This is a genomic window from Gordonia sesuvii (genome assembly GCF_036350415.1).
In the GTDB taxonomy this organism is placed as follows: Bacteria; Actinomycetota; Actinomycetes; order Mycobacteriales; family Mycobacteriaceae; genus Gordonia; species Gordonia sesuvii.
The window spans coordinates 90,161-101,988 of sequence record NZ_JAZDUF010000001.1 but is presented as its reverse complement, the minus strand read 5'-3'; the positions used below and the strand labels follow the sequence as shown (position 1 = coordinate 101,988).

Genomic DNA, 11,828 nt, shown 5'->3' with positions numbered 1-11,828 from the left:
CCTGAGTGTGAGCCACGTCAACCGGATCAAAGTGAGATTTCCCTCAGGTTCCCGAGCGATCGGTCGGGGATCTCGGATCCGGCGGTGACCTGGGTCGGTCGGACGGTAGCGTCATCTCATGACCTCGGCCGATGACCTGAATGCTGACCGCCTCCACGAACTGCTCGCCGGGACTCGATGGCGCGACGTCGAAGTGGTGGATTCCACCGGTTCGACCAACGCCGACCTGATCACGCGTGCCGCGACCGACGACGTGGACGGGACGGTGCGGCTGACCACCGATCAGACGGCCGGCCGCGGTCGGCACACGCGGCAGTGGGTCGCTCCGGCGGGCGGCCAACTCGCGATGTCCGCGGCGTTGGCGGTCGGCGACGACACCGAACACCTGGGATGGCTGTCGTTGATCGCCGGTCTGGCCGCCGTGGAGGCGCTCGACGAGGTCGTCGGGATCCGGCCCACCCTCAAGTGGCCCAACGACGTGCTGATCGACGACCGCAAGGTGGCGGGCATCCTCTCGGAGTACACGCGCACCCCCACGGGCGGTCTGGCGGTGATCGGGACCGGGATCAACACCGCGATGTCCGCCGACGAGCTGCCGGTTCCCACCGCGACATCCCTGCAGATCAGTGTCGGCCGGGCGGTGTCGTCGACGGAACTGGCGGCGACGTTCCTGCGCGCGCTGGGCGACTTGTTGACGCATTGGCCGGGCGATCTGGACCGGTTGATCGGCACCTATCGCGACCGCAGTGACACCATCGGCCGCCGGGTGAAACTGGCGCTACCCGGCGATCTCGAGGTGACCGGGACGGCAGTCGGTGTCGACGCGATGGGCCGGATCGTCGTCGATGCCGATGGGCGAGAGGTGGTCGCCGCCGCCGGCGACGTCACGCACCTGCGGTCCGTCGACGACTGACGCTGTCAGCCGCTCTGGATGCTCTTGTGGCCCATCGCGGGTACGAGCGTGGCGATCGGCAGGCCGATGATCAGATGCACCACCGCTGTCGCGATGCCCACCGAGAACTCCGCGGACAGGATCAACGGGATGATCACCGCCGCCGCGATCAGCAGTCCGACGATCCAGCGGAAAAACTGGTCGGGTGACGGGGTGACGAGCTGCAGGACGTACCACAGCGCGCCCGCGGCGAGTGCACACAGGAAGCCGACCACGGCGAACCAGAACTCGTCGCGGGCCAGCGGATTCCACACCCCGAAGCGCCCCGCCGCGTTCACCCGGTCGACGATCGCGCGAATGATCCACGCCGCCAACCAGGCGGCGAGCCCGGTGACGACGCCGGTCATCACGACACCGCCGACGAACATCGTCGGGTTGATGTCGGGCCCGGTCTTGGGTTTGCGGGGCCTTGCCTCGCTTTTCTGATACGGGTCGCCCTGCTGATACGGGTCGGCCGAATAGGCGTAGGTCGGCTCCGAGTGGTCGGGCCGCGGCGCGGACTGGCCGTACGCCCTGGACTCCGGGTACCCGGGCTCGTAGCGCGCGGTCCTCGGATCGCGTGGGTCGCGTGGATCTTGGTAGCTCATGTCTGATCGGACCTCGAGACTGATCGTCATGGGACGCCTTCATCGGCAGTGTACCGACCCCGGTGTCGGGATCGGCTGTCCGTCACGCGGCGAGCATTAAGCTGACAGCCATGTCCTATCCACGGGAGAACCTCGCGCCCGGCGAGGAGGTGGTTCTGCATCGCCACCCCCACTGGAAATGCCTGATCGGCCCGTTTCTCCTGTTCCTGGTGGTGACGGCCGCTGCGGGGTTGCTGGCGGGGGTCATCACCGGCGCACAGATCAGCTCGACGACGCGACTCGTACTGTTCATCATCGTCGGCGTCATCTGGCTCGCCGCCTTCGCGTGGTACTTCCTCCGCCCGCTGATCTCGTGGGCGTCCACCCACTTCGTCCTCACCGATCGCCGGGTGATCTTCCGCAACGGGATCATCACCCGCTCCGGAATCGACATCCCGGTGCGGCGCATCAACACCGTCGAGTTCCGGCACGGGCCCATCGATCGGCTGCTGAAGACCGGCACCCTCATCATCGAATCGGCGTCGGACGAACCGTTGGCATTCGACGACATCCCACAGGTCGAGCGTGTGCATGCGCTGCTGTATCACGAGGTGCTCGATGTCGCCGACAACGAGCCCGTTGCCGGGCAGACGGACGCCGACGAGGTGCGGGTGAGTGCCGACCGCAGGGCCGAACGGGGCCACAACGAGGGGGACAGAGGATGACCGACGTGCTGCTGGCCGAGGACGACGCCGCCATCGCGGAGCCGCTGGCCCGGGCGCTCACCCGGGAGGGATACGGCTGCGAGGTCGTCACCGACGGGGCGCAGGCGCTCGATCAGGCCATGGACAGCCGTTTCGAATTGCTCATCCTCGACCTCGGCCTGCCGGAGATCGACGGTCTCGAGGTGTGCCGCCGGGTGCGGTCGGCACGTCCGGCGCTGGCCGTGCTGATGCTGACGGCGCGGACCGACGAGGTGGACTTCGTCGTCGGACTCGACGCGGGCGCCGACGACTACGTCGGCAAACCGTTCCGGCTCGCCGAGCTGCTCGCACGTGTCCGGGCGCTGCTCCGACGACAGCAGAGTGCCGACGTGGTCCTCGACGGTGGCGACATCCAGCTCGACACCCGCGGACGCCGGGTCCTCGTCGACGGTGAGGACCTGGTGCTGGCCAACCGCGAGTTCGATCTGCTGCGGTTCCTCATGGAGCGGTCGGGCCAGGTGGTGAGCCGCGACGAGATCCTCACCGAGGTGTGGGGCTCGGCGGACCTGCGCTCGTCGAAGACGCTGGACATGCACATCTCGTGGTTGCGGCGCAAGATCGGCGACGACCAGCACGACCGACCACGCCACATCGTCACCGTGCGCGGCGTCGGCTTCCGATTCGATCCCTGACGCACGCCCGGGATCTCGACGATGCGCCGCCGGATACTCAACACGATGATCGCCATGTGCGTGGCGGTCGGTCTTCTGCTGGGCATCCCGCTGAGCGTGATCGCGTGGTGGTGGGTGTCCGACAACGCGCATCAGACCCTCGACAGCCGGCTGAAGCTGATTTCCGACCAACTCATCCGGCAGGAGGGGGCCGAGGGCACGGTGCCGCCGGGCGAACTCGACGTCGACGCCTTCCGTCTGCTGATCCCCGAGGACGGTCGGCTGACGGTGCGTTACCCGGTGGACGGCGGGTCCGACGCCATGGTCGTGATCGGCGACCGCATCGAAGGGGCGACGCTCGGAGATTCGATCGGTCTCGGCAACGCGGGGTCGCTGCTGCTGGAGATCCCGCTCGATCAGGTGCGCGACGACCAGGTCGCGGCGGTCGGCATCGTGCTGGTGGTGGTCGCGAGTTCGATCGTCGCCGGCACGATCGTTGCGGCCGTCACCGCCGGCCGGATCGCGGACCCGCTCATCGATCTCGCCGACCGGGCCGCCGCGATGGCCAAGGGTGATTTCCGGTCGGAATGGAAGTCCTACGGCATCGGCGAACTCGACCGGGTGTCCCGGGCGCTCGGCGACGCGAACGCCGAGATCGCGCTGCGGCTCGAGCGTGAAGGCGAGATCGTCGGCGATGTGTCCCACCAACTGCGCAGCCGGCTCACCGCCATCCAGCTGCGCCTCGACGAGTTGTCGATGCACCCCGATCCCTCGGTCGTCGACGAGGCCGAGGCCGCCCTCGAGCAGGTCGAACGGCTCTCCCGGGAACTCGACGAGATGGTCGCGGCCTCTCGCAACGACCCCGCCGTGCCCACCGACATCGACGTCAGGGAGATGGTGCACACCCTGATCGGGGATTTCCGGGCATCGTTCGACGCCGCGGGCAGGACCATCTCCACGGGCTTCGACGGCCGGTCCGTCGCGGTGAGCGCGCGGCCCGGACGGCTCCGCGAGGCCATGAGCGTGCTCGTCGACAATGCCCTGCAGCACGGTCGGGGGACCTGCCACATCCAGGTCGACGACCTGCCGTCGGGGGACATGCTGCGGGTGTCTGTATCCGACGAGGGCGACGGAGTCCCGGACGAACTGGTGTCCCACATCTTCCGGCGCGGGTTCTCCGCCGGGCGCGGCAACGGGGTCGGTCTGTCGCTGGCCCGCGCGCTCGTCGAGGCCGACGGTGGCCGGCTCGAGCTCACCTCCCGACGGCCCGCGGAGTTCTCCCTGGTGATCCCGTCAACGCTGGGACGTCGGGCGCCCGGCCAGGACGCCGAACGGCCCGCCGGCGAGCCAGATCCCGGCGTCAGGCATGACCGAGTTCCTCATCGGTGAGTTCCTCGAGCGTCGGGTGCAGGTCCGTGGAGCCGGCGTCGCCGCCCCGCAGCTGCTCCACCGGGAAGGCGAACTTGCGTAGCGCCCAGAAGCGGAAACCCATCTGCAGGAGATTGCCGATCAGGAACCCCAGGATGAAGTCGACGACGACGAGCTCGGTGACCGTGAGGTTGCTCCGCAGGTCGAAGACGTTGTTGGCCACCCACAGCGGTGCCGCGGCCAGGATCACCCCGACCCCGCTGATCGCGAAGAAGATCAGCGCCTCGTGGTGCCGTTCGCGGCCGCCACGGTTCTTGAACGCCCACTCGCGGTTGAGGATGTAGCTCAGGATGGTGGCCAGCACGCCCGAGATGATTCGCGCGACCACGGGCTTCGGTTCGAGCACGGTGAAGGTGAGCGTGTAGAAGATCACCAGGTCGAAGACGAATGTGGTGCCGCCGACGAGAGCGAACTTGATCAGTTCGTGGTGTTGCATCGCGAGCCGACGAACCGGCTCGGGAAGTCGAGCGACCAGCTCGTCGATGAAGGGCACAAGGACCGAGTGTACGAAACAAAACCGAACGGTAACTTCGGCGGTCGGTCGTGCACATGACGAAGCGGCCGTGCCACGATGATCGGCGTGACGATCAGCATGCCCACGGTGACCATGATCGGCGGTGGTCAGCTCGCCCGGATGACCCATCAGGCGGCCATCGCGCTCGGGCAGTGTCTCCGTGTCCTCGCCGCGAGCGAGTCCGATCCCGCCGCGCAGGTCAGCGCCGACGTCGTCCTGGGGTCCCACGACGAACTCGACGATCTGCGGCGGGCGGCCGCGGGTTCCGTGGCACTCACCTTCGATCACGAGGGGGTCCCGCTGGAGCACCTCCGGGCGCTCGAAGCAGAGGGCGTGACCATCCGGCCGCCGTCATCGGCGCTGCACTTCGCGCAGGACAAACTCGCGATGCGGACGCGCCTGGCCGAACTGGGTCTGCCGGTGCCCGACTTCGCCGACCTGACCGGGGATGTCGCGCAGGCGCGTGCCAGGTTCGTGGAGTTCGGTGAGAGCCACGGCTGGGAGGTCGTGCTCAAGGCGATCCGTGGCGGCTACGACGGCCGCGGCGTGTGGCTGCTGCGTGATCGCGACGAGGCCCTCGCGGTGTTCGACGAACAGGTCGACGGCGGGGTGGGTCTGATCGCCGAGCAGATGGTCCCGATGCGTCGGGAGTTGTCGGCGATGATCGCCCGGTCGCCGTTCGGTCAGGGCGGCGCCTGGCCGGTGGTCGAGACCGTGCAACGCAACGGTCAGTGCGCAGTGGTGCTCGCACCGGCTCCCAACCTCTCCGACGACGTCGCCGAACAGGCCCAGCAGATGGCGCTGCGGCTCGCCGAGGCCCTCGGGGTCGTCGGCGTGATGGCGATGGAGCTGTTCGAGACGACCGATGGCGCACTGTTGGTGAACGAACTCGCGATGCGTCCGCACAACAGCGGTCACTGGACAATGGACGGTGCGGTGACGTCGCAGTTCGAGCAGCATCTGCGCGCGGTGCTCGACTACCCGCTCGGCGACACCGCGCCGCGGGCCCCGATCACGGTGATGGCGAACATCCTGGGAGCCGAAGTGGCGCCGGAGATGTCGATGGACGAGCGGCTGCACCACCTGATGGCCCGCATGCCCGATGCGAAGGTCCATCTGTACGGTAAGGGCGAACGACCCGATCGCAAGATCGGTCACGTCAACATCGTCGGCAGCGACGATGATTCCCCTGCGACGGTCCGGGAGCGCGCCGAACGTGCCGCGCACTGGATGTCGCACGCCGAGTGGACCGATGGATGGGATGCGCACGCATGACCGAAACCGAGATCGTCGACACCGGGTACGCCGAGCCGGGCCGGCCACGCGTCGGATTGATCATGGGCAGCGATTCCGACTGGCCGACAATGGAAGCCGCCGCGGAAGCCCTCGCCGAGTTCGAGGTGCCCTTCGAGGTGGGCGTGGTGTCGGCGCACCGCACGCCACAACGCATGCTGGACTACGCGTCCGGCGCCGCGGCCCGGGGGATCTCGGTCATCATCGCCGGTGCCGGTGGCGCCGCACATCTTCCCGGCATGGTCGCGTCGGCGACGCCGTTGCCGGTGATCGGGGTGCCGGTGCAGTTGCGGACCCTCGACGGCCTCGACTCGCTGCTGTCGATCGTGCAGATGCCGGCCGGCGTTCCGGTGGCGACGGTGTCCATCGGTGGCGCACGCAACGCGGGCCTGCTCGCGGTTCGCATCCTGGCCTCGTCGGACGCCGATCTCCGTTCTCGCATGGAGGATTTCCAGCAGGGGCTGGAGGCGATGGTGCTCGAGAAGGACGAGGCGCTCCGCAAGAAGCTGCTCGGCGACGACTGATCGTCGGCCGGCACGGGCCTCCGTCTTCACGTTCCTCCCCCGGTAATCGTTTCCTCCGCCCGAAGTTTAGGGGGGACGAAACGATTTGGGGAGGAAGAACTCTTGGGCCTGAGTGGGTTAGGTGAGTTGCGGGGTGAGAGTGCGCGCGATCGAGATGGCTGCGGCCGAGCGGCGTGAGCTGGGCGAGCTGTTGGCGACCCTGTCCGACGACGAGTGGCACGGACCCACCCTGTGCCCCGGATGGACGGTGCGGGATGTCGTCGCACACCTGGTGGGATATCTGGACCGCTCCCAGTGGTCCTACCCGGGTGCGATGCTGCGCCAACGCTTCTCGCTGGACCGCCTCAACGCCGCCGACGTCGCTGCCGGCACCGGGGTCGGCAGCGAGAGCCTGCTCGCGCAGGTGCGCGCGGGCACACCGCCGAACGGAGTCGGTGCGGCCATCGGCGGACGCATCACGCTGGTGGAGTGCATGATCCACCGAGAGGACATCGCGGCGACTCTCGGCATCGAGCGCAGCCTACCTCCCGAAAGGCTGTGCGTGTCGCTCGACTTCGTCCGGATCGCACCGTTGATCCGTGGGGCATGGACGACCCGCGGCGTCCGCCTTGTCGCAACCGATCTCGACTGGTCGGCGGGCCGAGGACCGGAAGTCCGTGGTCCCGCGATATCGCTGCTCATGGTGATGGCCCGTCGCCGGAATGCGCTGACCACGCTCTCGGGTGCCGGCGTCGCACTCATCGACCGACGGCTCACCTGATCTGTCAGCCCAGCAACTTCTTCGCCAGGAAGTCGAGCACCTGCTCGCGGGCGTCGTAGGTCGGCTCACCGGGCTCGTCGATCAGGTCCTCGGTCAGCACCGAATGCGGTTGCGGGAACATCGAATCAGGGTTCTGGGCGGCGTCGGGGAGTTCGACGGCGAGGAACGCGTCGCCGAGTTGTTCGCGCAGGTACTCGAACCGGATGTGCGGGGATAGTCGGTCGCCGGCGAACCGCAGGCCCATCACCTCCAGACCCGCAGCGCACCGACTTTTCACTCGCGCGAGGTCGGCATCGGACAGATCGATGGATCGGTTGCGTGACCCGATGATGCCGAACGGCAGCGAGGGCTGCGACAGCACGGGCGCCAGCAGGCGGTCGTCGGTGGCCATCGCGAGGGCGAAGCCGCCCGTGAAGCACATGCCGACAGCGCCCACGCCCGGTCCGCCGCACCGCTCGTGCTCCTCGGCGGCCAGACCCCGCAACCAGTCCGCGACCGGAGACGTCTTGCCGGTGGCCAGCACGGTGAACTCCCGGCTGATGCATGCCCGCGAGATCGACTCGGTCATGTAGCGGGCGGCCCCGACACGGCCCAGGTTGTCCGGTCGCGGGTCCCGCCCGTCGACACCGAACAGCGAGGGCATCACCGCGGTTAGTCCGCGCCCGGCAACCTTGCGGGCGAAGTCGGCCACTTTTGGGCTGATACCGGGCATCTCGGCGATGACGACGACCGCCGGGCCCTCGCCCTTCGACCAGACGCGCCGGGTGGCGGTTCCGACGGTGACATCGCGACAGGTGAAATCGTCGAGTGCGTCATCGGCCACCGCGAGTCAGCCGTCCACCATCGTGCCGATGAGCACCGAGTCGAACATCCGCGCCGGCAGACGTGCGCCGGAGGCGACGTCGGGGGAGTCGGACGGGATGATGCGAGGTCGAACGACTGTGTAGTGCTTGGACTTTCGCACCACGCCGAACTGGCCTGCGGCCGTGACGTTGCGCACCCAGTCGGTGTGGCGCCCGTAGGTCAGCACGATCGAGATCCGATCATCGTCCACCCAGGCCAACACTGGAATCGAATACGAGTTCCCGGTTTTGCGGCCCACGTGCTCGATCATCGCCCAGGGCGCCAGGCGCGGAGCCCACTGGCGTTGGATGGGGTTACCGACAGCCTTGTTGAATCGGGTTACCGCTCTGGGGATCTTCATGGCTTCGAGGATGCCGTACCGCGGCCGGTTTCGGGAGGGGGTGTTCGGGTGAATCCGCGGCCGGCAGACCGCCCGTACGTCGTCGTCAATTCAGCGAGACGGTCGCCCGCTCGGTGTCCGCGACGCCCGCCAGGCGGTCCTCGGCGGGATTGGCCACCGCCACCAACGACGCACCGACCACCAACGGGGCGAGCAGGTTCGCGATGACGCCCGGGGAGTCGTGCCAGGGGCGCGCGGAGAGCACGCGGGCACCCGCGACGATGTCGTCGGCGCCGGCGGCATCGCGCGCGGCGGCGAGCACTGTGTCCGTGGACTCGCCGTCGAGCACCGGTCCGGTCGGCGTCTGCGACGGCGAGTATTGGTCACCGTGCACACGGACGGCGGTCGCGAAGTCGGTCACGCCGACGGGGAGGTCGCGGACACCCATCGCGAACGGGTCGAGCGATGCGACGAGGAGTTCGTCGACGTCGTCGTGGTCGTCGATGCGGCCTGCGGATGTGATCGCTGCACCGAGACCGGTCGGATCGATCGCGGTGGTGTCGCCGTCGGGTCCGGGCAGTCGTACGTGCGCTCCCGCCCACCATGCCCCGAGTAGGATCGCCGCCGTCTGCCAGTGCTCGGGCAGGTCGACCAGGATCTCGTCGCCCGGACCGAGCCCGAGTTCGTCGACGAAGAAGTTGGCCGACTTCGCCGCCCAATTGCCCAGGGTCGCACCGGAGAGTTCGGTGCGTTCGCCGGTGGCGTGGTCGTAGTAGGTCAGCAGCGGCTGCGACCAATCCGTGACGGCGGCGAAGATCGCACCCGTGATCGTGGTCGGTGTCATCAGTTCACGCACGTCGGGCCGTCGGTGCCGGCGGTGATGGGCGGCCGGTTGTTGCCGACACGCTCGCTGGCCGGGACATTGTCGACCTGTGCGCCGGTATCGAGGATCGAACCGGGGCCGGCGTAGGTGTTGGTGAGGACGGCCTTGAGGCGCTTGTCCGGCATCGACGAATCCACCCGGACCTCGGCACCTCCGAGATCCTGCGCGAGCTGACGCGCTCCGGCGTCCTCGGCATGCGAGTAGACGACGGTGTCGCGGTCGTCGGCCTGTCCGCTCGCGGTCTCTCCGCTCTGGAAACCCTTGGTGGTGAGGATGTTCGCCACATTCGCGCCGAGGCCGTCGACGGTCCCGGCATTCACCACGTCGACCGTGTAATCGGCCCGCTCGACTGCGTCGGCGTCTTTCTTGCTGTTGAGGAGATCATCGGTGAAGGACCGTACCTGGCGGGGGTCGACCTCCACCACGCTCTGCTGACCGTCCTCGCTCCATCCCTGCTCGGTGACGACGGGGATGGTGGCGAACTTGACGCGTCCGCCGCTGAGATCTTTGAGCTGCTCGGCGAGTTTCACCACGTCCCAATTGTCGTCGATGACGACCGACCGCGACACCGCGCGCTGGAGCTCGGAGAGCTTGCCGGGATCGGCGAGCATGTTCGCCGAGAGCATCTTGTTCGCCAACGACGCCATGAATACCTGCTGACGGGTGATGCGGTCGAGGTCGCCGCGCGGAAGCCCATGGCGCTGACGCACGAAGCTGAGTGCCTTGGGCCCGTTCAGCGTCTGCTCTCCGGCGCGGAACCTGGCTCCCGACAGCGGTTCACGCACCGCCTCCTTGAGACAGACGTCGACGCCGTCCACAGCATTGGTGAGCAGCACGAAGCCGAGGAGTCCGACCTCGGCGTAGTGGTCGACCTCCACGCCGGTCAAACCGGCGACGCTCTCGATCAGCGCGCCACGCCCGGCCTGCGTGCCTTCCTTCTCCGCGGTCGCCTCGCTCTGCCCGGCCTCGACGGCGCGCTGACGCACACCTTCTTTGGTGGTGCCGTAGGCGGCGTTGATCTTGGACATCCCGATGCCGGGAACCTCCACGTACGAGTCCCGGGGGATCGAGATCGCGGTGGCCGACGACCCGTCGTTCGGGATGCGGATCAGCAGAATCGTGTCGGTGTTGGTGGCGATCTCCTCGCCGGAGCGCAAGAGATCGAGTTCCTCCTGCGACAACGGGTTGCCCTTGGCGTCCGTGCGGGAATCGGTGCCGACCAGCAGGATGTCGACGGCGCCGTCGTCGGCGCCGCCCAGGCCGAGACCACCCAGCTGGGTGATGTTGGAGTTCAGGTTGTTGACGTTGTTCCACGCGTATCCGGTGCACAGCAACACCGAGATCGACAGGAACGCGATGAGCCCACGACCGACTCCGGCGCGAGTGGTCTTCGCGCGCCAACCCGGCCGAGACGTGGTCGGCCGGCCGGCGGCTGGAGCGGACCCCGCTGTCCGACGCGCCGACTCACCCGACGGGGCAGACAGCCGACGCCGGTTACTGTCGCCCGGCGCGGCGGCCGCACGTGTCGGTTCGGCAGGCCGGGCGCGTCGGCGCTTCGGCGGCGGCTCGCCCGGTCCGCGGTCACGGGTGTGGATCTCGTCCGACGTCGCACGGCGTTCCGTCGTCGTCGACTGTGGTGCCGGACGTCGCCTGCGGGGCGGCGCGTCTTGTCCGTCCGCTCGGGGCCGACGGCGGTCCTGGGGCGCCCGATCGCCCGACGGTGCGGGTCGTCGGCGAGGGCGCGCCCGCTGCTGATCGGGGCCGAGCTGCTCCGGCCTCGGCTGGCCCGAACCTTGTTGTCTCGGACCCTGCTGTCTCGAACTCTGCTCTCCGGGACGGGGTCGACGACGACGGGGCTGATCAGGGTGGGGTCGTTCGGAACGTGGCCGTTCGGGGCGGGGCTGGTCCGATCGGGACTGGTCGGGGCGAGGCTGTTCGGATCGGGGCCGGCCGGGACGGGGCTGATCGGGACGGGGCTGATCGGGACGGGGCTGATCAGGACGGGGCCGTGCCCGGCCCGGTTGCTCCTGTCGCCGGCGACCGCCCGCGGTGTCCCGGGCGCCGGTGGACTCGTCGGGACGTGCGCGACCGCTCCGAGGTCGGCGTGCATCACCAGGTCGAGACTCCACGTGCGGGCCGTCACCTTTCCTCGTCGGTCACCACCTCCAGCGACCGAGCGGCCGCATGTTGCGCAAGTGCATGCAGATATCTGGAGGTGTTGGCGTTTCAGATGTTGCTGTTCTGACGTCAGGCTATTGAAGTGACGAACGAAATCAGGGTCCGCCACGCCGAGACATTCCGTCGAGACCCACATCACGGGCCGCTGTCGCCTCGTCGGCGCCTCCGTGCG

Annotated in this window: 13 protein-coding genes; 7 read left to right on the top strand and 6 right to left on the bottom strand. The window is 68.4% G+C overall.

Going from position 1 to position 11,828, the window contains the following annotated elements:
- The first annotated feature begins 118 nt into the window (after window positions 1-118).
- Window positions 119-913, top strand: a complete 795-nt coding sequence (locus VZC37_RS00430) for a biotin--[acetyl-CoA-carboxylase] ligase (RefSeq protein WP_330430447.1) — start codon at window positions 119-121, stop codon at window positions 911-913.
- Between the two features lie 5 nt (window positions 914-918).
- On the opposite strand, the gene VZC37_RS00425 is transcribed toward VZC37_RS00430, so the two are convergent.
- Window positions 919-1,539: a hypothetical protein gene (locus VZC37_RS00425; protein WP_330430446.1), complete on the bottom strand. Its 621-nt coding sequence runs from the start codon at window positions 1,537-1,539 to the stop codon at window positions 919-921.
- 110 nt (window positions 1,540-1,649) lie between these two features.
- Between VZC37_RS00425 and VZC37_RS00420 the strand changes: the two genes are divergently transcribed.
- Genes VZC37_RS00420 through VZC37_RS00410 form a run of 3 tightly spaced genes read left to right on the top strand, consistent with a single transcriptional unit; the run spans window position 1,650 to window position 4,282 of the window.
- Complete coding sequence (locus tag VZC37_RS00420; protein WP_330430445.1) at window positions 1,650-2,243, top strand: PH domain-containing protein; 594 nt, start codon at window positions 1,650-1,652, stop codon at window positions 2,241-2,243.
- Window positions 2,240-2,914, top strand: coding sequence for a response regulator transcription factor (locus VZC37_RS00415; RefSeq protein WP_330430444.1), 675 nt, complete (start codon window positions 2,240-2,242; stop codon window positions 2,912-2,914). Before VZC37_RS00420 ends, VZC37_RS00415 begins: the two co-directional genes overlap by 4 nt.
- A 21-nt stretch (window positions 2,915-2,935) precedes the next feature.
- A complete protein-coding gene (locus VZC37_RS00410; protein WP_330430443.1) occupies window positions 2,936-4,282 on the top strand; it encodes a sensor histidine kinase in 1,347 nt (448 codons plus the stop codon).
- On the opposite strand, the gene VZC37_RS00405 is transcribed toward VZC37_RS00410, so the two are convergent.
- A complete protein-coding gene (locus tag VZC37_RS00405) occupies window positions 4,254-4,814 on the bottom strand; it encodes a GtrA family protein (protein WP_330430442.1) in 561 nt (186 codons plus the stop codon). The genes VZC37_RS00410 and VZC37_RS00405 overlap by 29 nt on opposite strands.
- A 99-nt stretch (window positions 4,815-4,913) precedes the next feature.
- On the opposite strand from VZC37_RS00405, the gene VZC37_RS00400 reads away from it, so the two are divergent.
- The 3 genes from VZC37_RS00400 (at window position 4,914) to VZC37_RS00390 (ending at window position 7,412) form a co-directional block, all read left to right on the top strand.
- Window positions 4,914-6,110: a 5-(carboxyamino)imidazole ribonucleotide synthase gene (locus VZC37_RS00400; RefSeq protein ID WP_330431656.1), complete on the top strand. Its 1,197-nt coding sequence runs from the start codon at window positions 4,914-4,916 to the stop codon at window positions 6,108-6,110.
- Window positions 6,107-6,652 carry a 5-(carboxyamino)imidazole ribonucleotide mutase gene (purE, locus tag VZC37_RS00395; protein WP_330430441.1) on the top strand — a complete coding sequence of 182 codons (546 nt, stop codon included), beginning with the start codon at window positions 6,107-6,109 and terminating at the stop codon, window positions 6,650-6,652. The genes VZC37_RS00400 and purE overlap by 4 nt, the downstream gene beginning before the upstream one ends.
- Window positions 6,653-6,785: 133 nt before the next feature.
- Window positions 6,786-7,412 carry a maleylpyruvate isomerase family mycothiol-dependent enzyme gene (locus tag VZC37_RS00390; RefSeq protein WP_330430440.1) on the top strand — a complete coding sequence of 209 codons (627 nt, stop codon included), beginning with the start codon at window positions 6,786-6,788 and terminating at the stop codon, window positions 7,410-7,412.
- Between the two features lie 4 nt (window positions 7,413-7,416).
- Here VZC37_RS00390 and VZC37_RS00385 read toward each other — a convergent pair whose 3' ends face one another.
- From VZC37_RS00385 to VZC37_RS00370, 4 genes are all read right to left on the bottom strand, one after another.
- On the bottom strand, window positions 7,417-8,235 hold the full coding sequence (locus VZC37_RS00385) for a dienelactone hydrolase family protein (protein ID WP_330430439.1): 819 nt from the start codon (window positions 8,233-8,235) through the stop codon (window positions 7,417-7,419).
- A gap of 6 nt (window positions 8,236-8,241) precedes the next feature.
- Window positions 8,242-8,616 (bottom strand): nitroreductase family deazaflavin-dependent oxidoreductase, encoded by a 375-nt coding sequence (locus tag VZC37_RS00380; protein ID WP_330430438.1) that lies wholly within the window; start codon window positions 8,614-8,616, stop codon window positions 8,242-8,244.
- An 85-nt stretch (window positions 8,617-8,701) separates the two neighbouring features.
- A complete protein-coding gene (locus tag VZC37_RS00375; protein ID WP_330430437.1) occupies window positions 8,702-9,439 on the bottom strand; it encodes a TIGR03089 family protein in 738 nt (245 codons plus the stop codon).
- Window positions 9,439-11,607: an LCP family protein gene (locus VZC37_RS00370; RefSeq protein WP_330430436.1), complete on the bottom strand. Its 2,169-nt coding sequence runs from the start codon at window positions 11,605-11,607 to the stop codon at window positions 9,439-9,441. The genes VZC37_RS00375 and VZC37_RS00370 overlap by 1 nt, the downstream gene beginning before the upstream one ends.
- Between the last annotated feature and the right edge of the window lie 221 nt (window positions 11,608-11,828).